Origin of the sequence: uncultured Fibrobacter sp. (genome assembly GCF_946062555.1) — a bacterium.
In the GTDB taxonomy this organism is placed as follows: domain Bacteria; phylum Fibrobacterota; class Fibrobacteria; order Fibrobacterales; family Fibrobacteraceae; genus Fibrobacter.
This window is the reverse complement of sequence record NZ_CAMGVQ010000002.1, coordinates 17,925-41,684: the sequence shown is the minus strand read 5'-3', so window position 1 is coordinate 41,684 and position 23,760 is coordinate 17,925. Positions and strand designations below refer to the sequence as shown.

General features: G+C 48.7%; 21 protein-coding genes. 10 read left to right on the top strand and 11 right to left on the bottom strand.

Translation table 11 applies throughout. The features are described 5' to 3' along the window. Nucleotides 1-2: 2 nt before the first annotated feature. Nucleotides 3-983 (top strand): calcium/sodium antiporter, encoded by a 981-nt coding sequence (locus Q0P86_RS00760; RefSeq protein WP_295036726.1) that lies wholly within the window; start codon nt 3-5, stop codon nt 981-983. An 80-nt stretch (nt 984-1,063) separates the two neighbouring features. On the opposite strand, the gene Q0P86_RS00755 is transcribed toward Q0P86_RS00760, so the two are convergent. From Q0P86_RS00755 to serS, 4 genes are all read right to left on the bottom strand, one after another. After that, entirely contained in the window at nt 1,064-2,308 is a 1,245-nt protein-coding gene (locus Q0P86_RS00755; protein ID WP_295036724.1) for a nucleoside recognition domain-containing protein, read from the bottom strand. A 241-nt stretch (nt 2,309-2,549) separates the two neighbouring features. Continuing rightward, nucleotides 2,550-2,951, bottom strand: a complete 402-nt coding sequence (locus Q0P86_RS00750; RefSeq protein ID WP_295036722.1) for a hypothetical protein — start codon at nt 2,949-2,951, stop codon at nt 2,550-2,552. 17 nt (nt 2,952-2,968) lie between these two features. Further along, a complete protein-coding gene (locus tag Q0P86_RS00745; RefSeq protein WP_295036720.1) occupies nt 2,969-4,285 on the bottom strand; it encodes a hypothetical protein in 1,317 nt (438 codons plus the stop codon). 425 nt (nt 4,286-4,710) lie between these two features. Further along, nucleotides 4,711-5,997, bottom strand: coding sequence for a serine--tRNA ligase (gene serS, locus Q0P86_RS00740; protein ID WP_294984880.1), 1,287 nt, complete (start codon nt 5,995-5,997; stop codon nt 4,711-4,713). Nucleotides 5,998-6,111: 114 nt separating this feature from the next. On the opposite strand from serS, the gene Q0P86_RS00735 reads away from it, so the two are divergent. Both Q0P86_RS00735 and lptE read left to right on the top strand, forming a co-directional pair. Beyond that, on the top strand, nt 6,112-6,438 hold the full coding sequence (locus Q0P86_RS00735) for a hypothetical protein (protein WP_295036718.1): 327 nt from the start codon (nt 6,112-6,114) through the stop codon (nt 6,436-6,438). A gap of 100 nt (nt 6,439-6,538) precedes the next feature. Next, nucleotides 6,539-7,036 carry an LptE family protein gene (lptE, locus tag Q0P86_RS00730; RefSeq protein ID WP_290994117.1) on the top strand — a complete coding sequence of 166 codons (498 nt, stop codon included), beginning with the start codon at nt 6,539-6,541 and terminating at the stop codon, nt 7,034-7,036. A 321-nt stretch (nt 7,037-7,357) separates the two neighbouring features. Here the strand turns inward: lptE and Q0P86_RS00725 are convergent, their stop codons facing one another. Then, on the bottom strand, nt 7,358-7,858 hold the full coding sequence (locus Q0P86_RS00725; protein ID WP_290994119.1) for an 8-oxo-dGTP diphosphatase: 501 nt from the start codon (nt 7,856-7,858) through the stop codon (nt 7,358-7,360). Between the two features lie 108 nt (nt 7,859-7,966). Between Q0P86_RS00725 and Q0P86_RS00720 the strand changes: the two genes are divergently transcribed. Continuing rightward, on the top strand, nt 7,967-8,116 hold the full coding sequence (locus tag Q0P86_RS00720; RefSeq protein ID WP_295036715.1) for a hypothetical protein: 150 nt from the start codon (nt 7,967-7,969) through the stop codon (nt 8,114-8,116). On the opposite strand, the gene leuB is transcribed toward Q0P86_RS00720, so the two are convergent. Next, a complete protein-coding gene (leuB, locus tag Q0P86_RS00715) occupies nt 8,113-9,204 on the bottom strand; it encodes a 3-isopropylmalate dehydrogenase (RefSeq protein ID WP_294115678.1) in 1,092 nt (363 codons plus the stop codon). The genes Q0P86_RS00720 and leuB overlap by 4 nt on opposite strands. Before the next feature lie 132 nt (nt 9,205-9,336). On the opposite strand from leuB, the gene tgt reads away from it, so the two are divergent. Then, nucleotides 9,337-10,479, top strand: coding sequence for a tRNA guanosine(34) transglycosylase Tgt (gene tgt / locus Q0P86_RS00710; protein WP_295036714.1), 1,143 nt, complete (start codon nt 9,337-9,339; stop codon nt 10,477-10,479). Nucleotides 10,480-10,483: 4 nt separating this feature from the next. On the opposite strand, the gene Q0P86_RS00705 is transcribed toward tgt, so the two are convergent. Then, nucleotides 10,484-11,068, bottom strand: a complete 585-nt coding sequence (locus Q0P86_RS00705; protein WP_295036712.1) for a flavodoxin family protein — start codon at nt 11,066-11,068, stop codon at nt 10,484-10,486. 491 nt (nt 11,069-11,559) lie between these two features. Here Q0P86_RS00705 and Q0P86_RS00700 point away from each other — a divergent pair, with 491 nt between their 5' ends. After that, nucleotides 11,560-15,417 (top strand): fibrobacter succinogenes major paralogous domain-containing protein, encoded by a 3,858-nt coding sequence (locus tag Q0P86_RS00700; protein ID WP_295036710.1) that lies wholly within the window; start codon nt 11,560-11,562, stop codon nt 15,415-15,417. 44 nt (nt 15,418-15,461) lie between these two features. Beyond that, nucleotides 15,462-15,731 carry a DUF1413 domain-containing protein gene (locus Q0P86_RS00695; protein WP_295036709.1) on the top strand — a complete coding sequence of 90 codons (270 nt, stop codon included), beginning with the start codon at nt 15,462-15,464 and terminating at the stop codon, nt 15,729-15,731. A gap of 304 nt (nt 15,732-16,035) precedes the next feature. On the opposite strand, the gene Q0P86_RS00690 is transcribed toward Q0P86_RS00695, so the two are convergent. The 3 genes from Q0P86_RS00690 to Q0P86_RS00680 all read right to left on the bottom strand — a co-directional run bounded on the left by Q0P86_RS00690 (nt 16,036) and on the right by Q0P86_RS00680 (nt 19,742). Further along, nucleotides 16,036-17,319, bottom strand: coding sequence for an ATP-binding protein (locus Q0P86_RS00690; protein WP_295036708.1), 1,284 nt, complete (start codon nt 17,317-17,319; stop codon nt 16,036-16,038). A gap of 180 nt (nt 17,320-17,499) precedes the next feature. Next, nucleotides 17,500-18,120 carry a DUF6088 family protein gene (locus tag Q0P86_RS00685; RefSeq protein ID WP_295036706.1) on the bottom strand — a complete coding sequence of 207 codons (621 nt, stop codon included), beginning with the start codon at nt 18,118-18,120 and terminating at the stop codon, nt 17,500-17,502. Nucleotides 18,121-18,446: 326 nt separating this feature from the next. Then, nucleotides 18,447-19,742, bottom strand: coding sequence for an ATP-binding protein (locus Q0P86_RS00680; RefSeq protein ID WP_295036703.1), 1,296 nt, complete (start codon nt 19,740-19,742; stop codon nt 18,447-18,449). A gap of 262 nt (nt 19,743-20,004) precedes the next feature. Here Q0P86_RS00680 and Q0P86_RS00675 point away from each other — a divergent pair, with 262 nt between their 5' ends. From Q0P86_RS00675 to Q0P86_RS00665, 3 genes are read left to right on the top strand one after another with little or no spacing between them, the layout of a single operon-like run. Continuing rightward, a complete protein-coding gene (locus tag Q0P86_RS00675; RefSeq protein WP_295036701.1) occupies nt 20,005-20,328 on the top strand; it encodes a hypothetical protein in 324 nt (107 codons plus the stop codon). A 55-nt stretch (nt 20,329-20,383) separates the two neighbouring features. Beyond that, nucleotides 20,384-21,073 carry a hypothetical protein gene (locus Q0P86_RS00670; RefSeq protein ID WP_295036700.1) on the top strand — a complete coding sequence of 230 codons (690 nt, stop codon included), beginning with the start codon at nt 20,384-20,386 and terminating at the stop codon, nt 21,071-21,073. Then, nucleotides 21,074-22,195, top strand: a complete 1,122-nt coding sequence (locus Q0P86_RS00665) for an FISUMP domain-containing protein (RefSeq protein ID WP_295036699.1) — start codon at nt 21,074-21,076, stop codon at nt 22,193-22,195. A gap of 21 nt (nt 22,196-22,216) precedes the next feature. On the opposite strand, the gene Q0P86_RS00660 is transcribed toward Q0P86_RS00665, so the two are convergent. Then, the gene (locus tag Q0P86_RS00660; RefSeq protein WP_295036697.1) at nt 22,217-23,512 is read right to left on the bottom strand and encodes an AAA family ATPase; all 1,296 of its coding nucleotides are present in this window, start codon (nt 23,510-23,512) and stop codon (nt 22,217-22,219) included. Nucleotides 23,513-23,760: the final 248 nt, after the last annotated feature.

The following is a 23,760-nucleotide window of genomic DNA, read 5'->3' as shown; positions in this document are numbered from 1 at the left end:
CTATGCTCCTGGCTATTGTTGCTGTAATTGTTGGCTTGGCCGTTCTCGTCTGGAGTGCGGACAAGTTTGTGGATGGTGCCGTAGGTGTTGCTGAATTCTGCGGCATGTCCACGCTCCTTATTGGTATGGTTGTAGTCGGTTTTGGAACTTCGGCTCCGGAACTTACAGTGTCTGCTATTTCGGCGTCACAAGGCAATCCTGAGCTCGCTCTGGGAAATGCATACGGCAGTAACATTGCGAATATCGCGTTGATTTTGGGGGCGACCGCACTGATTTCTCCAATCTTGATGCAGCGATCCGTGCTTCGCGGAGACTTGCCGATTCTGCTCGCGGTATCCGTTCTTTCGATTATTCTCGTATGGGATGGAAGCGTCGCTCGTTGGAACGGCTTTCTGTTGCTAATCGTTTTTACCGCCGCAATGGCTTACAGCATCCGTCGCGAACTGAAAAAAGTCAAGTTGGAAAAATCCGAAAGCCTGTCGGGGAATGATGATTCTGCCGAACCGAAAAAGGTGTCTCTCGGAAAATCTGTCTTTTGGCTAGTTCTTGGTCTTGTGTTGCTTGTCGTGAGTTCTCGCGCCCTTGTCTGGGGAGCGGTCGAAATTGCCCGTACGCTTGGCGTGAGCGACCTTCTGATTGGCTTGACGATTGTCGCTATTGGAACATCTCTTCCGGAATTGGCTAGCTCTATTGCTGCCGCCCGTAAAGGTGAAAACGACCTTGCCCTGGGTAACATCATCGGTTCGAACTTGTTCAATACGCTTGCCGTGGTTGGCCTTGCGGCGATTGTTTCGCCGATGGATGCAATTGAAAAGGCTGTCGCTTATCGCGACATGCCCTTGATGATTGCTTTGACCGTTGCCTTGATTGTGCTTGGCTTTAGGCGTAAAGGCGATGGCCGCTTGAACCGTATTGCCGGCGCCATTCTTTTAGCCGTTTATGTCGGCTATCTCGCCCTGCTTATCGTGCAAGCGAAGGGCTAAATCAAAAAAATTGGAGCTTTCCGATATACGTTTCCGAAATCTGAATTCCGAATTTTGAAATCCGAATTCCGAAATCTGAATTACATAGGCGGGAAGAACAGGTAGGCGATTGCGATTGCTGCAATCACTCCGGCGGCATCCGCTATCAGGGCGCATGTAACGGCGTGGCGAGTCTTCTTTACTCCTACGGAACCGAAGTACACCGCGATAATGTAGAAGGTCGTATCGGCGGCTCCCTGGAACATGCAGCTCAGGCGGCCTGCGAAACTGTCAGGGCCTAGAGTCTTCATGGCGTCGATCATCATGCCGCGGGCACCGCTACCGCTCAAGGGTTTCATAATGGCGGTGGGGAGGGCGGGAACGATATCGTTACCCACGCCGCAGAGCCCAAGAATCCAGGAAACGCCGTTCAGCAACAAGTCCATTGCACCGCTTGCGCGGAATACGGCGACACCCACGAGGATGGCGACTAGGTTCGGAATGATCATCACGGCGGTATGGAAACCGTCTTTCGCTCCTTCGACAAAGGCTTCGTAGGCCTGCACCTTCTTGTATACGGCGAGTCCGAGGAAGGCTACGATGATGCCGAACAGGGCGATGCCGCTAATCAAGAGACTGGTCGTGCCGATGGCTTCTGCCGTCAGGTGGCTGAAGTAGACCATGATAGAAATAACGCAAGCCGAAAGTCCGCCGAGCCAGGCGACCGTTACCGGGTCCTTGAGCTTGACCTTCTGGAAAAAGCTGAGTGCGACTATGCCGGCGATAGTGCTGAAGAACGTAGAAAGCAGGAGCGGAAGGAAGACGTCGCTTGGATTGGAGGCGCCCATCTGCGCGCGGTAGGTCATGATGCTGACGGGAATGAGCGTGAGGCCACTGGCGTTCAGCACCAGGAACATAATTTGCGAATTGCTCGCGACGGTCTTGTCTTCGTTCGGATTGATTTCCTGTAGTTGCTTCATGGCCTGGAGGCCCATCGGGGTGGCGGCGTTGTCGAGACCGAGCATGTTGGCGCTGATGTTCATGAGCATGGTTCCGATGACCGGGTGGTTCTTCGGTATTTCAGGGAACAGGCGGCTAAACAGCGGCGAGACGATTTTGGCGAGAATCTGAACAGCTCCTGCCTTTTCGCCGATTTTCATAATGCCGAGCCAAAGTGAAAGAATGCCGGTAAGCCCTAAGGCAATTTCGAATGCCGTTTTCGACATATCGAAGGCGCCAAGGATTGCCTTGTTGAAAATGCCTGAATCACCGAAGGCGATCCATTGGATCATGCAGGCGACAAAGGCGCCAAAGAAAAATACGAGCCAAATGATATTTAAGACCATAGCATAAAAATAGCAATAATGAAACAATATGGAAATCGATGTGCCCCAATAAAAAACGGACCTGTTGGATTAACCAACGGTCCGCTCTTGTTTATTTAGATGTTGCGATTTTTAGTACTCGAATCCGCAAGCGGACATTGCATCACTCTCGCTGATTTTGGTACAGCTGCTAGATGTGCAGGAATACACTTCGCCATCGTCGAAGCATCCATAGACGCCCGAACAAACCTGAGTGTAGTCGTCACAGATGCTGCCGATGGATCCCGAATTGGATAGATATAGGGGCTATATCCAATTCGTCTTCATTGTCGTCTGCGATATCGCTACAAGAAATCTCGTCGTCGTAAACGGAAATTTCTCCGTAAATAGACGAGGTACATTGCTTTTTTGCGCCAGGCGGACAAGCGGAAACGATCATGTACGTAAACTTGTCTTTAGCTTCGCCGTTGTTCTTGCACAGGTTTTTAGGCACACTACCGCAAATGACAGGCTCTTCATCATTGGAGGCCAAGCAGTAAGATGTCGTGTTTGCATCTGGACTGGTTTCGTCACCCGTAAGTACAGCATCGGTCGATCCCTTGCCGGAGCAAGCGACCAAGGCCAGCATACCTGCTGCGAGTGCGCACTTTGTTACTTTGTACATAAATCACCTCTGGGAGATTAGAACGTGAGGAACACGCCGAGGTTGCCGACAAGGCCGCTCCAGGACTGGCTACCCAGGTCGTCTGCAATAGAAGCTTCGACGATCAGGTTGTTGTACTGGAAACGGAGACCGCCGTTTGCCATGGTGCTGTTAGTACGCATAGTGATAATGGAAGTTTCGTCGGTGTTCTTGCCCTGTTCGATGGTGGTTGCGCTGCGGCTAAACACGTTCCAGAGGTAGGTTGCACCGGCAAAAACAATCCAGTTTTCGTTGATGGCCATTTCGCCCAAGATGTTCGGGCTGGTGTAGAGGCTGATGGAATTACGATTGTTGGTCTCGGTGTTTTCGCCTGCGCCATTTTCGATTTCATCATAGAGACGGATGGGGGCGAAGGTGTTCAAGCCAAGGAAGACGTTAGCAGAAGCTGTCTGGAAGACCGGAGTACCCAGGTTGAAGAACGGCTGGAACTGGATGTAGGCGTCTTCGCCGGTGACTTCGCGGCTCTGGTTACCCTGGGAATCCTTCTCCCAGTCGGTGTGGCGGAAGAAGTTCACGCCGACGGACCATGCGAGACCCTTGGCGGAAGGACCGTTAGAAAGGGCGAGGTCTGCACCGAGAGTCCAGTAGTCTTCGTCGTGGTCAACCTTTGCGCCGTTGGCGTCGGTTTCGGTATCGGTTTCAGTCTGGTAGGTGAGCCAGTAGAGGCGAGCCGTGAGGTCCAAATTGCCGAGGAGCGCACCAATACGAAGGGCGAAGATGTCACCAGCGTTCGTGGTAGAAGCATCTTTGGTGCTCTTGGTATTTGCAGTTTCCTGTTCGCGGGATTCCCATCTCTTGTCGAGGGCCACGTCAACAGCCACGCCGAAGCTCTTCATGGCGAGACCTGCGGTGAGCATTCCGAGGCCGTTGCTGTTGTCAAAGGCGAGCAGGTAAGTCATGGAACCACTGCCGAGGGCCAATGCGCCATACTGGTCAGACGGTTCGACGTAAATCAACTTGCGGCCGTTCATCTTGTAAATGGCGTTCATGTCGCCACCGATGGTGGAGGCGGCAGCTTCGTTGCCAACCATATTGTAGGCATTGCCATGGAGAACGTTCAGGCCCTGTGCCGGAGCTGCAGCGGGCTGTTCAACAGGAGCCGATTCCTGGAAAACGGGCGTCGTCTGCGGGGCAACTTGAGGAGCGGTAGCAACGGGAGCCGGTTCCGGTTCAGATTCTTCTTGAACGGCTTCAGAGGAAGCTTCGGTGGTGGATTCTTCGTACTCGTCGTAGTCCTGTGCGACAGCAGCAGAAACAGCGACGGCGGTAGCGAGGGTAAGCAACTTAATGTTCATTATGGATTCTCCATGAGAGAGGTGTTTAATTTGGACTGAAATATAAAAAAAAGTAACAAGTTTGATAAGAAATAAAAGCAAAGATTTTAAGAAAAAAATAAATAAAACGCATACGCAATGCGTATGCGCAAGACAAACTCAATTTGCCGAAGTCCGGGAGGGTCTTAGGGAGGGCGAGCCCTCCCTTGTCGGTTTGCACCGAAGGTGCCCACGCAAATAATCCGCGCCAACCACAAGATTTCAACTTGAACGACGCGGATTATTAAGTGCCGGGAGGGTCTTAGGGAGGGCGGGCCCTCCCTTGTCGGTTTGCACCGAAGGTGCCCACGCAAATAATCCGCGCCAACCACAAGATTTCAACTTGAACGACGCGGATTATTAAGTGCCGGGAGGGTCTTAGGGAGGGCGAGCCCTCCCTTGTCGCATTACTTCTTGGGCTCGATGCGTTCCATGCCACCCATGTACGGCCTCAGCACTTCAGGAATCAACAGCGAGCCGTCCTTCTGCTGGTAGTTGTCGCAGATGCCGACCATCACGCGCGGAGTGGCAAGGCCAGAACCGTTCAGCGTGTGGACGTAGACGTTCTTGCCGTTAATCTTCGTCTTGATGTTGGCGCGGCGTGCCTGGTAGTCTTCGAAGTTACTGCAGGAGCTTACTTCGAGCCACTTCTTTTCCACCGGGGCGTAGACTTCCAGGTCATAGCACTTGGCGGCACCGAAACCGAGGTCGCCCTTGCAGAGGGCCAAGCGGTGGTAGGGGAGGCCGAGCTTTTCGAGGAGCTTTTCGCCGAAGCGGGTGAGTTCTTCGTGGTCTTCGTAGCTGTGTTCGGGGTGAGCGAAGTAAACCATTTCGACCTTGTTGAACTGGTGTAAGCGGAGAAGACCGCGGGTGTCCTTGCCGTAAGAACCGGCTTCGCGGCGGAAGCAGGCGGAGTAGGCGCAGATGCGCTTCGGAAGTTCGGATTCCGGAATCACTTCGCCGGAGTAGAGGTTCGTGAGCGGCACTTCTGCAGTGGGGATGAGGAACAGGTCGTCGTCCTTGTCGCAGCGGTACATGTCTTCTTCGAACTTCGGGAGCTGGCCCGTGCCGCGCATGGTGTTGCGGGTCACCAGGTACGGCGGCGTGAATTCCTCGAAGCCAGCCTTCTGGTGTTCGTCGAGGAAGAACTGAATGAGGGCGCGTTCGAGACGAGAGCCGAGACCGCGGTAGACCGGGAAGCCGGAACCGGAAATCTTGGCGCCGCGTTCAAAGTCAAAAATGCCGAGACGTTCGCCCAAAGTCTTGTGGTCAACGCGGGCGAAGTCGTCGTTCTTGGTGTAGTAGTCGGCCGGAATCGGACCGTCTTTTTCAACAACGTTATCCGAGCTGTCCTTGCCTTCCGGAGAACGCGGAGCGATGTTCGGCACGTGCATGAGCATTTCGGTCTGATTGTAGTCGAGTTCCTTGAGCTTCTTGTCCAGTTCGTCGATCTTGTTGCCGAGTTCGCGCGTAGCGGCTTGAGCTTCGTCGGCGTTTTCGCCCTTCTTCTTGAGTTCGCCAATCTTCTTGGACTGGGCGTTGCGTTCGCTCTTGAGGCGTTCGACTTCGGTGAGGAGCGGTCGGCGTTCGTTATCGACTGCCAGCACGTCACGAAGGCTTACAGTCGTATATTTCTTTTCGGTTTCAGCAATGTAGTATTCCGGATTTTCACGGATTTTCTTGATGTCAAGCATTTTATGCCTCGGATGATAAAAATTTTACGAGTTAAAGATAGTTAATTCGGAATTCGGAGTTCGGATTTCAGAATTAAAAAAGCGGAAAAATAGAGTGCGTATTAAATTTCGGTGTTGTCTTTTGCCCAGTGGGGGAACTGGGGTGGCAACGGCGGCGGAAAAACCATCAATGACTACAAAAAGGTGCCTGTTTCGGGCCGAGACATTCATGTCTATGCATCGTCAAATCTTGCACCGAAGAGTCCGTTGCTTCTTTCTCTGCACGGCATGGAACAGGACCCGAATTACCAGCAGAACAATACCCATTGGGAAACGGTTGCTGATACGGCGGGCTTTGTCGTTGTTTATCCGAGGGGTGCTACGGGGATGAGTACGTGGGATATCCAGGGAGACAAGGATACTAAATGGGTGGTGCAGATTATCGACCAGATGGTCATCTAGGACTTTCAAGACATCGCTCTAGGAATTAACAGATTTGTTGCTTTAAGGACACTCCCTCTGGGGGTGTTTTTTTTAAATTTGAGGTATGTTTTCTAGGTATATGTCTCGTTTACTTTGTTTTGTAGCGGCAGCCCTGTTTGCGGGGCTCTTGAGTGGTTGCTATAGCTTTACGGCATCGACGCTCCCAAGCCATATCAAAACGGTCAAGATTCACGAAGTCGAAGACAAGACGCTTGACCCGGTGCTGGCCAACAACATCCGCGCCGGGGTGCTCGAAATGTTCCGAAAGAATGCGGGCGGCGTGCGTGTCGTCAACGACAATGCCAATGCTGATTTCGAAATGACTCTCTTGAGCTATACAAATAAGCCGGAAAACTATAACAGTTCCAGTGACGTGGAAACCTACCGCGTGACGATTCGCGTAAGTGTCAAGTTTTACGACAACGTAAAGGAACGTGTTATTTACGAATCCAAGTCGCTGAGTGCCGAAGGCACTTACGATGTGCAGGCGAATGAAACTGAAGACCGTCACGGTCAGAACCGCGCCATCGAAAAAATGCAGGATTTGATTATCACGAACGCCCTTGCTAAATGGTAAACGCTTCGCGTTGCCGACAATATAGAGGGCTGCCCTTGCTAAATGGTAAACGCTTCGCGTTGCCACTCCCTTATTGACGAAAAAGAGAGCCTCTATAGACCTTGTAAAAAAAGCAGAGTACACGGTTTGCCATGCACTCTGCTAGGGGGTGGTTTGGAGTAATCAATAAGATAGAAAATAAAATCTTAGTTGGAGTAAACTTTTTTGTAAAAAATACAAAAATATTTACACTTATTTAGTTATTATTACTAAAATTGCGCTGAAAATAGCCTTTGAATTCCTTGACTTTTATACGAATCGCAATGCAGAGTGCGAGAAACATCACTTGCAAAAATGTTTTAAAAACCTTTCAAGGATGACAGGCTCATCGTTCAGCAGGGCTTGGGTGAGCGAATTTCCTTTGTATGTAAGTTTGAGCGAGAAAAATGGTTCGCCACGTTCGAGAAGCGCCAGGAATATTAAGTCGCCATCCCAGTGGGGGAGTTTGGCCACGTTTTCCTTGGGTATCCATTCGAGCGTGCCCTCGTCGCATTCCTTGAGGGTGCCAGTGAATTCAGTCGCCGTGAACAGGTGCATGAATTCGGTCTGGTCCATGCCGTCGCTAATGAAGGTGACTATCCCTCTGTACTTCGGGCGAATCAGCGTGAGGCCCGTTTCTTCGAGAGCCTCGCGCTTGATGCAGTCCTCGGGAGATTCCCATTCCTCGAACTTGCCGCCAATGCCAATCCACTTGTCCTTGTTGATGTCGTTTTTCTTCTTGACGCGGTGGAGCAGTAGGTACTTGCCGTCTTGTTCGATGTAGCAGAGAGTTGTGTTGAGCATGGTTTAGTAGGAGGTAGACTGTGGGAAGTAGGTGGTGGAAAGTAGAGGCGGTAGGAAGTAGGTCGTCAAATTGTCATCCTAGAGCCACGAAGTGGCGAACGGGATCCAGTGAAGAATTTGGAAGCGAATTTCAGAAAACGCCCCTTGCGGGGCGTGATTTGCAATTACCTAAGGTTCTCTGTGAGCCACAAGCGGCTCGTCTTAACGAGCCGTGGTGGCGAGAACTTTGGCTTGCCGGAGATGCAGTTCCAGCATTAAGCCAAAGCGGCTATTATAGCGTCGCCCATGCCGGTGGTGCCGACCTTGGTGCAGCCTTCCTGGTAGATATCGCCTGTGCGGAAGCCCTGGGCAATCACCTTTTCGCAGGCAGCTTCGATAGCCTTGGCTGCTTCTTCTTCCTTGAAGGTGTAGCGGAGCATCAATGCCACGGAGAGGATCTGTGCCAGCGGGTTAGCGATACCCTTGCCTGCGATGTCCGGAGCGGAACCACCGGCCGGTTCGTACAGACCGAAGCTCCCTTCGGCGATAGAAGCGGACGGGAGGAGGCCCATGGAACCCGTGAGCATGGCGCATTCGTCGGTAAGGATGTCGCCGAAGAGGTTCGGGCAGAGGAGCACGTCGAAGTCGCGGGGGCGCTTCAGGAGCTGCATAGCAGCGTTGTCCACGTAGAGGTGTTCGAGAGTCAGTTCCGGGTAGTCCTTGATGACTTCGTTCACGACTTCACGCCACAGGACGGAAGTGGTAAGAACGTTGGCCTTGTCGATGGAGGCTACCTTCTTGTTGCGGAGCATGGCTGCATCGAAAGCGAAGCGGGCGATGCGTTCCACTTCGTAGCGGCTGTACTTCATGGTGTCGAAACCGATTTCTTCCTTGGAGCCAGGAACGCCTTCGCGGCCCTTGGGCTGACCGAAGTAAACGTCACCAGTCAGTTCACGAACGGTAAGGATGTTGAAACCGTCACCGACGATGTCAGCGCGGAGCGGGCAAGCGCCTGCGAGTTCCTTGTAGACGCGGGCCGGGCGGAGGTTGCAGAAAAGCTTGAAGTGCTTACGGAGCGGCAGAAGTGCGCCGCGTTCCGGCTGCAGGTTCGGGGGGAGGTGTTCCCACTTCGGTCCACCCACGGAACCGAAAAGAATACAGTCAGAAGCTTCGCCCAGCTTGAGGGTGCTTTCCGGCAGTGGGGAACCGCTTTCGTCATAGGCGGCACCACCGACGTTTGCCCATTCGGCGTTCACGTCGAAGCCGAACTTCTTGGAAACCACGTCCAGCACGCGGACAGCTTCTTTCATGACTTCGGGGCCGATACCGTCGCCCGGAAGTACTGCAATCTTGTAATTCTTGCTCATTTTGAATCCTTGGTTTATAATTTTGAACGCGGTAAATGTAGCAAAAATGCGCTTGTCGTGCAATGCGGACTTGCCGAACTAATATATGAAGTATGCAAAAGTGTTAAAGCCAATATTACTACATTTGTTTTTGTGAACGAGAATCCCTTCGAACTTCTGGCAAAATTGCCGCGCAGCAAGGCCCGCCGCGGACGCATCCGCACGGCACACGGCGACATTGAAACGCCGATTTTTATGCCGGTGGGGACCCTTGCCAGCGTGAAGGGTCTTTCAACCCGGGACCTGCGTGAAATGCAGGCGCAAATCATTCTCGCGAATACGTACCACCTGTACCTGCGCCCGGGCACCAAGCTCATTGCCGAGGCGGGCGGCGTGCAAAAGTTCATGGGCTGGAACGGCCCCATGCTTACGGACAGCGGCGGATTCCAGGTGTGGAGCCTCAAGGATTTTCGCCACATTACTGAAGACGGCGTGGAATTCAAGAGCTTGTTGGACGGAAGCCGCCACAAGTTTACGCCCGAATCCGTGATGCAGGCCCAGCGCGAAATCGGCGCCGACATCATCATGGCTTTCGATGAATGTACGCCTTATCCGAGCACCGTCGAGGAGGCCTCGCACTCGCTGGATCTGACGCTCAAATGGACCCGCCGCGCCATGGAATGGCTCGAAAAGAACCCGCCGCTTCACAGTTACCCGCAATTCTTTTTCGGAATCGTGCAGGGCGGCATGCACAAGGAACTCCGAAAAAAATCCATCGAGGCGCTCAAGGAACTCGCTCCCGACGGCTACGCGATGGGCGGCCTTTCCGTAGGCGAACCCGTAGAGACCATGTACCAGATTGCGGATTTTTGCACCGACTACTTGCCCGAAGACCGCGCCCGCTACGTGATGGGGGTGGGGACGCCCTGGAACCTGCTTTCGCTTATCAAGCGCGGGGTCGACATGTTCGACTGTATTTTGCCCGCGAAAAACGCTCAGGACGGCCTTGTGTACACCAGCAGGGGAGTGCTCCGATACAAAAATGCCAAGTTCGCGCACCAGCACGATGTGCCGCTGGACCCGGAATGCGACTGCTACTGTTGCCGCAACTACAGCCGCTCCTACCTGCGGCACCTATTCAAGACCGAGGAACCCCTCGGCTGGACACTTTCGACTATTCACAACCTGCATTTTTACCTTCACCTGATGCAGCAGGCCCGCGACCACATCGAAGCTGGCGATTTTGAGGATTGGTCTTCGCAAATGATTCTGCAGCTGCAGCAAGAAGCGGAATAAGTTTCTAATGCGAACCTAGTGACAAGGCAATCTTCTTGCATTTGGCAATTTCTTTGGGCGTAAGGCCATTTCGCTTATGGGTTCCGCCTTTTTGAATCACACCTGCAATCTTGAATCCGCTCCAGCAAAGGATTTCCTTGAGGGCGCGGACAGTGCCCGCCGACTGCTTGAAAATCAGGTTGAATGGCCATTGGGTAGTGCATGTCGTAACAATGACAGCTTTCTTCCCTTTTAACAGTGGAATCGGGTAATCGCGTTCGCTGTGATCCATCATGCCGTAAACCCAACGGTCGAAAAGCATTTTGAGTTGCCCGGTCATGTTGCCCCAATAGCAAGGCGAACCGACCACAAGGGCATCGCATTCTTGCACCATGCGCAGAATCCGTTTCGCGTCGTCCTCCGGCATCACGCAATCGTGAGTGCTACGGCATTTCATGCAGCCAATGCACGGGCGAAATTCCAGCTTGCAGACATCAACAATATTGACCTCGGAGCCATTTTCAAACAAAGTATCACCTATGATATTCAGCATCTGGCAGATGTTTCCGTCTTTGCGCGGGCTTGCATTCAAAATGACCACTTTTCTCATTGTGTCTCTATCCAAAAGAAATGTTCTTCTATAAAACTTTCCCCTGTTAAACACCCCAGAATCTAGAAAATGTCACTTAAAAGAACGAAATATCCTTTTTTTTAGCCCAAATTCGCACCTTTTGTAAATTTTTGCTGTGCTTGGCTTGAATTTAAATTATATTTAAATTGGAAATATAGAGAGTTTTTGCTCTTGTTCTCTAGTCGAAATCAGCAAATTTCACCAGTACGGGAACAAGGCGAACGCTCACGTAGATACGTTTATCGAGCCGCCTATAGCGGTTCTTTTGGGCGTGTTTCGACAAGCCGCTTTTGCGGTTCTGTCGCCCTTTCGGGGCGTGGGTCGTTTGCGTTTATCGTACTAGGCAATGCTGAGCCTCGACTAGGTAAACGCAGCGAACCCGCACCCCTTTTTTGTTTCTCTACAAAATCGGGGTCGTGTTTTCCAGGGACAAGGTGAAACTCCACAGGTTTTAACCGATGGAGGCCATCATGGCATTGAAGCAATCATTTGCGGCATTTACCCACCTGTCATCCTGGAGCCACGTAGTGGCGATAGGATCCATGGCAATTCTCACCGCCTGCGGAGGCGATAGCGGCAGCAAGTCCAGCGGAGCAGAAGATGTCCCCGTCCGCGAAGTTTCCACCATCTACGACCTGGGAGCCTGCACTCCCGACCGCGAAGGTGATACCGTGTATGTCACGGCGCAATCCATCGACTACCTGTGTTCCGGCAACAACTGGCTCGATATCACGACCCTGCCGGAGAATCCCGACCCGGCGCAGTCTTCTTCTAGCATCGTTCCGGGCAACGACCCGGAATCTAGCAGTTCCACAGTGGACGACCCGCTGAACGGCGGTTCCAGCTCATCGGCCCGCACATCCTACATCGAGGTCACCACAAGGGAGCAGCTCGGCACCTGCGATGCAAGCCTCATTGGCCTACGTGCCCTGGTTCTTGCCGATTCAACCTATTTCACCTGCAAGGCCAATGGCTGGACAAAAGACGAAATCTATCCGGGTTACGACATCGTTCCCGCCAAGGAAAACTTGCCTCAATGCCACGCAGGCAACGCCAAGCAGCGTGTTTTGGTCAAGAAGGATTCCGTCTTCTTCAAATGCGATTCCGTAAAGTGGGTGCCCGAGACCGCCGACGGCTATATCGTGAAGAACGCGTCCATTTTGGGTGCGGCGCAGAAGGGTCCTTTCAAGTTCAATTCGCCCCTGACGCTCCGCGAAGTCCTTTTGCACGACGACGCACTGACCTACACGGGCCGCGAATACATCGACGAAATTTCCAGCAACAAGGGCGACTTCGTGATTCCGAAGGTGAACCTGGTTTACCCCTACGCGGTGCTTGAAGTCCGTGGACTGTGGCGCAACGAAGTGACAGGCGAATGGAGCAAGGATTCCATGACGCTCCGCGCCCTGACCGATTTGACCAGCCGCACCGAGGTGAACATCAACCTGCTCACCCACCTGGAATACGACCGCGCCGTACAGCTGGTGAACAAGGGCTACAGCGTGTTTGCCGCCAAGAAACAGGCAAAATATGAAATCATGACGGCTTTTGGGTTTGCGACCACGGTGGAGTATTCCGAAGACCTGAAAACATTCGTGCCATCGACCAGCGAAAATTATGGGGAGAACGCCACACTGATGGCGATTTCGCTGCTTTTCATTGGCGACAGGAGCGAAGCCGAAATCCAAAATGCGATTAATAGTTTCAAGAGCGACCTGGCGGAAGACGGAGAGTGGGACAATGGGCAGATGAAGGCGGACATGGCGGACTGGGCGGAAGCTTTTGACGGCGGTTCCGTGCGGGCCAACGTGAAGAGCTGGAACATCCTGGACATTCCCGACTACGAAAACTACCTGACCATTTACTGGAACAATGCCTACGAACTGGGCGGCTGCTCTGCGACAAGGTCCGGCGTAATTGTGCAAAACAAGAACTCAATGAGCAAGAACTACAATGTCCACTACATCTGTAAGGTGACCAGTTGGCAGAAGGCGACCGATTTCGAGAAGGACACCTACCAGTGGGCCGAAGGTAAAGAGGGCGAAGTCAAGAAAGGAAACGTGACGGCGACTTACTATGTGTTTGAAAACGGCAAGTGGACGGTTGCGAAGAATGAAACTGCCTTGGGACTTTGTACTGCCAGCCGCAATGGCGAGGTCGGTAAAATTGATACTACGTACTTTATCTGCGAGAATAAAAACTGGCGCAAGGCCACCGTGCTGGAATACGACACCTACCAGTTCGGCGCGGGCAACGACGGCGAAGTCCGCATAGGCAAGGTAAATGAAGACAAGTATTATGTCTATGAAAACGGGGCGTGGCGGGCATCTGCAAGTGAAATCGAAAACAACCTGGGCGCGTGTGTTACAAGCCGATTGAATGAAGTGGGTAAGTCCGGAAACACCTACTATACCTGCAAGACAAGCGGCTGGACGAAATCGACGACTTTGGAATACGACACCTACGGCTGGGAAGCCGGAACGGAAGGTGCCGTCAAGCCAGGCAGCGTAAATACCTCGAACCACTACGTATTTGAAAACGGGGCTTGGCGGGCAAGCAAGAACGATGTGGAATACAACTACGGCGCGTGCGTCACCATTCGCGAAAATGAAAAGCATCCGCTCAACGGCAAGTACTACATCTGCGAAAATAAAGCTTGGAAAGAAATCTCCGCTACAGAATATGGACTAGGATATTGCATCACAGCAAAGAACGGGGTTGTCGAAAAACTGAATGAAGTGTATTACATCTGCAAGTCAGAGAAATGGAACGTTGCAACTGTGCTGGAGTATGATACTTATGGATGGACTGCTGGAACGGAAGGTGAGATAAAGGCCGGAAGCGTAAATGCCAACAATTACTATATCTATAAAGACGGTAAATGGCAAGAGACTTCAATTGGCACCGATTTAGGACTCTGTAACTCTGATAAAGACGGCTTTGTTGGAGTTTCGGGTGGAGTTTATTACATCTGCAAGACAAATTCCTGGAACATTGCAACCATGCTGGAGTATGATACATACGGTTGGACTGTAGGAACTGAAGGTGAAGTGAAAGCCGGAAATGTAAATACAGGCAATTACTACATCTATAAAGACAGCGAGTGGCAAGCGGCCAGTAGCGTTGAAAAAAACTTGGGCGGATGCACAACCGCTCGTGAAGGCGAAGTTGATAAATCAGAAAACACCTATTATATCTGCAAATCTAAAACCTGGAAAACGGCAACTGTGCTGGAGTATGATACTTATGGATGGACTGCAGGAACTGAAGGTGAAGTAAGGGTTGGAAACGTAAATACCAGCAAATATTACATCTATAAAAATAGTAAGTGGCAAGCGGCCAGCAGCGTTGAAAAAAACTTAGGCGGATGCACAACCGCTCGTGAAGGCGAAGTTGATAAATCAGAAAACACCTATTATATCTGCAAATCTAAAACCTGGAAAACGGCAACCGTGTTGGAATATGATACATACGGAAAGGCTTGCCTTACAAATGGTTCAATAGTCTCTGGAGAAGTTACTTCAACAAACAAATATGTCTGCGATGCAGGGGCGTTTAGAGCAGCAAATGAACAAGAAATTTCCCTGAATAAAGGGTGTGTCAGCTATACAGAAGGGAACGAAATAAGAAAACAATTATCATCCGTTACCGATTCCGTATATCTATGCGATAATGACTTATGGAAAAAAAGTATCGAATTTGCTAGGGAATATGGAACGCTGACAGATGAAAGAGACGGCAAAACTTATAAGACCGTTGTCATAGGCACTCAAACTTGGATGGCGGAAAACCTGAACTATTCGGATAGTACAAATTACCCCAGTATGAAGGGCCGAAATTGGTGTTATGAAAACAAATTGGATAGTTGCTCCAAATATGGACGCCTATACACCTGGTCTGCCGCCATGGATAGTGCTGGAACATTCAGTTCCAGAGGAAAAGGCTGCGGATATGGCAAGATTTGCTCGCCCACATATCCAGTTCGTGGAATTTGCCCCAGTGGATGGCACCTGTCGACCAAGGCTGAATTTGAAGCACTTTTCACAAATGTAGGAGGTAAATCAACCGCAGCAAAAATGCTCAAATCAACAAGCGGTTGGAAATCTAATGGAAATGGAGAAGATGCCTTCGGTTTTTCGGCGCTGCCTGCTGGCTACTACGACCGCAACTACTTCGACAACGACGGCAACGACGCGTACTTCTGGAGTTCTACGGAGTACGATAGCAACTACGCGTACGGCATGAACTTGTACTACAGCAACCCCAATGCGTTCCTGTACGGCAACTACAAGAACTACGGGTTCTCGGTTCGTTGTGTGAAGGATTAGTACCACTCTTTGAAAAAGGTTTCACTATCAACAAAGGATGAATTATGACTCAAAAGAATACAACGCAAAAAACTTGGCCTCATAACTTTGATGTTCTAAAGGCACAAATAGAGATAAATAAACTAAGTCCCTCAAAAAAAATAGAAACTAGCGAAATTTTTGCTAGAATATGGTCTTGTTTGACCAAAGGGGAAAAATTGACTATGGGAAAAAAATTGAAAGAAGCAGTGAACGCAGGACGATTGAAAAAAATATCACTTCATTCCTGTCCTACAAAAGGATCTGACAATCACACTTACTATGATATTGGGTGAGACACTTGTGAGACAGGATTCCTTAGCGCTTATAGTAGTCGTTTATTATGATGATTGTAACAACATCTCCGTAGAACATGCTGTGTGGTTTAATGATACTCGTTAGGGATGGAAGCCCGAAGGGTTCGGATTCGGTGACTGTAAGGAGCCGAAGCTGAACGGACGCGAATCAATCCTGTTCCTTCGAACCTAACTCTACTAAGGCAACAAGTTGCCAAGTATCGTATATCGGCTGGCTCGGGGAACTTGATTCGCGATAACGCGACAGCCCGACCCGCGCCAGCGGGGAACGCCCAGACATCACTCAGGCGCTCCATTCCGTTTGCATCAAAAAATCCAGTAAGCCGACAACTAAAATTCCGTCGTCGTCGTAATGCGGCTTGACAACGTCTTTAACGACGATAATCCGCTTAAATCCGTCCGTCAGGTTCACCAGGGATTTTTTCTCCTGCTCGCGTTTTTCGGCGGTCGATATTTCAAAGGCGGATTGAATATAGAATCGCTGGCTCCCTTTGTTTGCCACAAAGTCGATTTCGTAATACGACCGTTTTGGCTTGCCCTCGATTTTGACTTGCCGTTCCACGACCCCCACATCCACGCAGAAGCCCCTGTAGCGGAGTTCGTTGTATATGACGTTCTCCATTACATGGTTTTCTTCCATCTGCCGAAAATTTAGCCGAGCGTTCCGCAAGCCGACATCCTCGAAGTAATACTTGCTGGGGCTCCCGATATATCGGCGCCCCTTCACGTCATAACGGTTCGCTTCGTTCACGATAAAGGCGTCCCGCAAATAACCGATGTAGTTCGAAACGGTGTATTCGCTGATTTCGGAATTGTAGACGCTCCTGAAGGTCTGGCAAATCTTGTGCGGATTGGTAAGCGAGCCGATCGCCGAAGCGAGGATGTTTATCAGGTCGTCCAGTTCGATCTTCTTCTTTATCCTGTACCGTGCCTGAATGTCCTTGAGGTAGGTTTCCTCGAACAACTTTTTCAGGTAAAGGATTTTCTGTTCGTCAGTCTTCAGCGATGGCAAAAGCGGAAGTCCGCCGTAGGTCGAATATTCCGCCCAGGCGTGGTAAATGTCCCCTTCGTAAGCTTGCATGAATTCCGAAAAAGAAAGCGGAAGCACGTGAACCTCGTCGCCACGGCCACGGAATTCGGTCATCACGTCTGTGGAGAGGAACCTGGAATTGGAACCTGTCACATACACGTCCACATTATGGCGGTGCAACAATCCGTTCAACACGTCGTAGATTCGGGGGGGCTTGGTCGACTTGATTTCTTCGTCGGAAATAGCGTATTGAATCTCGTCCAAAAACAGGTAGTATTTCTTCGATTCGTCGGGAGTCCTTTCGCGGATATACGCAGCAAGTTCGTCCACGTCCCTGAGACGCGTGAGCCTGTCGTCGTCCAGGGCGATGGAGATGATATCTCCGCGCTCCACACCCGATTCCAGCAAGTAGGCGTAGAAGAGTTCAAACAGCAGGTAGGACTTTCCGGAGCGTCGGACGCCCGTAACGACCTTGATCATGTCGTTGCCTATCCTGTTTTTTAGGTCTTCGATGTATTTCGGACGTTTAATCTTCATATTTAATATTTTTGCTACTTTCTGTTACTTTTACAAATAAATATACATAATTTTTCATAAAAACGCAAATTGTATTTAATATTTCTGATACCTTAATCAAAAATATTAAATAAGTGACATTTTTACGCAAAAACACCCAGGTCGATGATTTTCTGCAAGGAGGCTATGGTGTCCTTGTCTTCATGCAAGTACATCGTAAAGCCTCAGGTCGTAGATATACTTGTATGTTTTTAGTGGGAAGTTTTCGATGTATTTATCTACGTCGGCGCGGAGAATCTTGTTTCGCAAGATATGCCTGCGGATAATGTCAGGCGCTTCGTCCTCGCAGCAGTAGTCGGTATATTCCTCGACATCCTTAAGTAAATCCAGAAGCTGAAGGACATTGCGGTTTTCCTTGGTGACGGCGACCTTGGCGCGACGAATGTAAAATGGGATTTTTCCGACCTTCACTTCGCGAGCGATGGCGGTGGTGTTGTTCGTGACGATTTCTTCTTTATACGGCACCTGCAGACACAATCCCAACTGGTTAGCGAAGGTGTAACCCGAATAATAACCGTAAATTTCATCGCCATCGGTGATGTACTTGTACTCGGCGACCATGTTCGACGATATGGGGTAGTATTCGTGGTTGGGGTCCGGCAAAAAATAGACCCCCGGTTCAAATCGCGAAAGTTCGCCCGCATCGACCAGTTTCTTGAATTGCTGGCGCAGATTACCAGCCGAAAGCCCGAGCGGCTCGGCGTTTTCGGTGAAAATTGGTTTCCCCGGCCCGAATTTTGATTTCAAGAATTCCAGAAGCATTTTATACCCTTATTAACACTTTTTAATGTATATAATTAAAAATCGTTTGTCAAGGTTACAGCAGTTCCAAATCCCTACAGTTCCCACCAGGGCACTCAAAAATGAAGATTCCCACCAACTAAACCTGGTCAATTCTTCAATGCTGTAATTGGGGACAGAAATTTTCCTTGGAAATAGAAGAAAGAAAGATGTCGGAAACGCTTTGCTTAATTTTGCTGGTTTTGCGATACTGAATAAACAGGAAAGTTCTTTAAAACAAGTTTGTGTTGACGAATAGTTTAACGATTTGACCCCACCACCCTCAATCATGAGGGGTCGGACATTTTTTATTCCAAGATGCTTTCCTTGAGCAAGAAATCACATAATCCGATGTGGTAGATTCCGTTGTCATCGTACCAGGGCGAAAGTCCGTTCCGCGTGATGACGATTTTTTTGAAAGAGTTGCCGACAATATTGAAAGGTAAAAGTTCTGCACGTTCCTTTTCGGGGGTGTCCATGCGGTATGCGGATTGGATGTAGCATTGGGCGTTCCCGTAATTGACAACAAAGTCTATCTCTCTGGTTGATCGGACCGTTTTTCCGTTAGCGCCCTTGCTGAAACTTTCTAGAACTCCCACATCGACTGAATATCCCCTTTGCACCAGGTCGTTGAAAACGATGTTCTCCATGATGTGTGTTTCTTCGTTTTGTCGCATGTTCAGTCGGACATTTCTTAATCCGACATCGACGCAGTAGAACTTGCTATTGGAATTGAAGTATTGCTTACCGCGGATGTCGTAGCGCTTCGCTTCCTTGAAGAGGAATGCGTTTTCCAGATGTGACAGGTACGAGGCGACGGTGTTATTGTTTACCTTGTTGTCTTTGCGGTTCTGGTAGCGCGAATTGATGGTGTTCGCCAGTTTCGTCGAGTTTGTAAGGGAGCCGGTCGCAGAACAGATTTCATCGATAAGCGAACCCAGGAGTTCTTGGTCCCGGATTCTGTTTCTTTCCACGATGTCCTTTAGGTAGGTCTCTTCGAACAGGTTCTTGAGATAGGATATTTTTGATTCGGCAGAAGGTCTCGAAAGAATGAAGGGCATCCCGCCATAGAGCATGTATTCTTTCAGGGAATCTTCCTTGGAGCCGCCCTTTGCAGAATAAAATTCGCGGAAAGAAAGGGGATAGACCTTAACTTCATCGCCGCGTCCCCGAAATTCGGTCAAGACATCTTTCGACAGCATCTTGGAATTGCTGCCGGTAACATAGATATCCAAATTCTTTTTTGCGAGAAGTCCATTCAAAACATCGTAAAAGGTGATGTGGTCGCCCTCGACATCCCTGTTCTTGACTTTCTTGACAAGCTGGATTTCGTCGATGAAGATAAAGTAATCCTGGTCTTCCGAAATTTTCGACTTGATATATTCTGATAGTTTCAAGGGGTTGCGTAGGGAGGCAAAATCGGAATTGTCCAGCTGAATGCGGATGATTTGCCTATCCAGTATGCCTTTGCTAATGAGATGCCTGAAAAACAGGTCGAAAAGGAGTACGGACTTTCCGCAACGACGGACGCCCGTAATAATCTTGATGAGACCGTTCTGCTTACGGTCAATCAGTTTTTTCAAGTATATGGGCCGTTCAATCATATTGGTCGCTCCTTTTAGAGATAAAAATAAATAATTTCTTGTTAAAATACAAGTTTTATTTGTAAAATATGTGACTAGACACAAGTTTTATAAATTTATCGTGTGTTTTTTTTAATATGCCTATTTTTGCTGCCTAAACTCCATGTCAGGGCAAAAAAGTTCGCCAAAAGTGTAAAAAAATGCCAAAATTTAAAAAATTACTTGACATTGTTTTTTTTTGTTTACATTTGGAAGTGTGGAATCAATGGGAGATATGTAAGGTATGACGAAAAAATTCAAAATTGCGTACTCATTTGAGGTGTTCTACTACGTAGCCATGACTTCTGATATTTCCATTGATGCACAGAAAAAGGAAATTTTGCAGAAGAGAGGGCGCTGTATTGACGGGAACGGTAACGATGAATATTCTAATGTTGGGGACAAAGGAACTTTGGCATCTATCTATTTGAAATCAGATGGATCGCCATCACTAGAATATCAACATTTGTTCGTAAAAAACGGAAATGCGGATATTACTCAAAAACTTCTAGTTCAGGAATTGGACAAAATCAATGGTAAAAGAAGCATTGCCGTAATTGAATTATGAAAAATGACTTGGTAAAAGAGATTGTGCTTTTTACAGGTGTTCCCGTTTTATGCTATTGGATTGGTCTGTCTGTTTCTTTAATTGTGGTGAGGCTTTTGTTGTGTATAACGCAAATGTAGCAAACAAGGTGATTGCGACCTGTAAGGAAGCTTTGCAGTCAGACAATGTTATCAATGAGCTGGCAAAGAACCACTGGTATCAGTTTTATAGCGAGGCTTTCAATCAACTTGTCGCAACCCACGCCGCCTTATTTGGTGGACTCATCGCCGTGGCATGTGCTGTTTTTGCCCTGAAGTATTGGCATGACAACAAAGGATATGAAAAGGAACTGGAAAAGAAAACAGCCAAGATAAAGGAAGATTTTGATGACTTGGAAACAAAAATGAGGAATGTCATATTGCAGGAGAATTTCCGTATCAGGGTTTCCATTTGTCGTAACTTTGCAGATATGGGAATTAAAAATGAAAAGTTTCTTATTCCAATCTTGTCAGAGCTGATTTCAGAAGCTTCAAGAGAAAATCTCAAGGAAATACTCTTGATGGAATTATCTGGTCAGTGGAATGACCTTCTTGACAGGTTAATCAAGTGTAAAGGATTGAAAGATTATGAAGATTACTGCCTCTTACTTATCGAGTTCTTGCAACCAGTCCTGTACGAAGACATCATTGTGCATCTTAATCTAGACAAAGATAAACTTGATGAATTGGAAAAGAGATTTCACAATAATAACAAAAGCGAGGTTTGAATGAACATGAAAAGTGTAGTTAGATTCATTGGAACTATTGGCTTGCTTGCAGCCTTCATTGGTTGTTCAAGTGATACTTCTCCGACTCCTGCACAACCGCAGCAAAGCACTTCTTTCAATAGCTACGAGGAACTTGTTGCGAACAGTGGTTGTAACGAGAGCGTGAACGGCTCTGTTGCTTATACGGCATTGGAAAACGCAAATTTTATTTGCACATTTGATGCCGCAACAGGTATCTGGTCATGGACCCTGGTTCAAGAAAATATTCCTCAAACAGAGCAACCCGCTCAGTCGGGTGACGGAGAAAACCTTGGCAATCAAAGCGGGGAAGCCATCAATCTGTGTCCATTGAATTCACCTATAGAAGCATTTGTCAATTCTTCAGTTGCATCAGGGACGATGACAGATTCTCGCGATGGTATGGTTTATAGAACGGTGAAAATAGGAAATCAAGAATGGATGGCCGAAAATTTGAAGTATCGATGCCAGGAAAATAAACTCAATGCTGATCCTATAAATCCAGAGACTTATGAGGCCGTGATTGGAGTAAATGTAGGTTTTTGCAATGATTTGTACGGCTTCTTTTATGACGATAGAGCCGTCAATTGGTGTCCAGAGGGGTGGCATGTTCCAGATGTTGCAGAATGGAATACGCTTCTTTCTTTTGCTGGGGGACAAAATGCGGGAGCTGCATTAAAGTCTACTATATGTTGGGCAGAAGGAACAAAGACTTATGATGCTTTTGGTAATGTGGTTAATCAAGTTAATAATGGAGATTTGGAAACAGATGCTTTCGGGTTTACTGTGCTTCCAAGTGGAAGGGCTCGTTACAGAGTCCTCACTGGTACTGGTTATACTTATCGTGTCTATTTTGTAGATCACTCTGTGGGTGAAACGGCTCTTTTTTGGGGTACTGGAGAAACTTATCGGAGTCAGGCGATATGTTCGGACGATGGGGCTTGTAGGACGGGTGTAATGGGTTCAACCGGTATTTATATAGTTAAATTCAATTTGACGGGACCTGTGACTATTGAACCTTATACAAATTCTGATTATAATTCTTATGCTTATTTTTCAGATTCAGAAATGCCTCTTGCAAATGTCCGTTGCATCAAGGACTGATTACCGCAGTTCCAAGGAAAGCTAAATGAACAGGGTGAAGCAGGTGGGTATGTGCTGCACTTGTTCGCTGTTGCCCAGGTCCTTGGTGTATATCAGGTAGCGGTCCTGTATCCGTTCGCTAAATTTTTCACAGAATGCATCGAGCGAAGCGTGTGTCTTGTATCCTGAAGACTTGACCTTGATGGGGCAGATTTTTTTTCCGCGTGAAATGATGAAGTCGATTTCGTAGTTGTGCTTTTCGTCTTGAGCCCAGGTGTGGTAAAAGAGGTTGTCGCCCTTGGCTGTCAGCATCTGTGCCACAAGATTTTCGTAAACATAACCCAGGTTTGCGGATAATTTGTCTGAAAGCATCCTCTCGTAGATGATGTTCTCGGTATAGTTCTTGTCCCAGAACGCGAGTGTTACGAAGAGTCCTGTGTCGCAGACGAACAACTTGAACCGGTCTTGGTTTTTCGTCAAGGCCATCCCCACGTTTGGATCGTCGCAATGGTAGCAGACGTTCACTGTCCTGCTGTCCTCAAGTTGCTGTAGAAGACTGTTTTCTCGACTTTTTGCGACCTTGCCAATGATGCTGGACGATATGTAGCGGTTCGTTCCGCGACTGAGTTGCGCAGGGATGCTCTCGAACAGTTTCGACATGTTCCCCGACGGATCCAGTTTCAAGAAATCTTCTGTGTAAAGCTTTAAGATTTTACGCTTTATGGCGTCAACCTTGCGCAAGTCATTTGTTTCTAGGTATTCGACGACTGCTTGAGGCATTCCGCCGACCAGCGCGTAGAGCCGTAAAATGCGCATGGTTGTCCGGAAGGCGGCCCCAAGCGGTTGTCTTTTTTCAAAAAATTTATTCAACGTAGGAACGGTCGCCTCGTCGTTCATTGCCCAACGGAATTCCTCGAAATCCATGGGGTGCATTTGAAGGCGGTCTTCTTCGCTGGGAATGGTGATGTTTTCCGTATTCTTCTTGATGCTGATAAGCGAGCCTGTTTCGATATAATCGTAGCGTCCGTCAGCGATCAGGTACTTTATGGCTTGCCGGGCGTTGGGACATCTTTGAACTTCGTCAAAGATGATTACTGAATTACGTCTTTTCAAAGACTTGTGAAAGATTGCCTGCAGCCGCAGAAAAATGAACTCCAGGTCCATGAGGTCATCGAATAGGGATTTGACCTCTTCGGAGGCCTTGTTGAAGTCTATCAGGATGTAGGTCTCGTACTCCCTTTTGGCAAATTCCTCGACAATGGTGGATTTCCCGATTCGGCGGGCTCCTTCAATAAGCAATGCGGTCCGACCCCTGCTTTCGGACTTCCACTCAAGCATTTTTGCGTAGATTTTGCGTTTAAAGGTGAAAATCGACATATTTCATCTCCCGGTTATGCCTAAATATAGCAAAATATTCCGTTCCCGCAAATTTTATCTGTATTATTTATACTTTTCCCGTAAATTTTATAGATAAAAATATGGACTTCCCCTAAAATTTTTAATTAGGGGTCCGAAAAACGCCAAAAGTGTAAAAAAATGTCAAAATTTAAAAAAATGCTTGACATTGTTTTTTTTTGTTTACATTT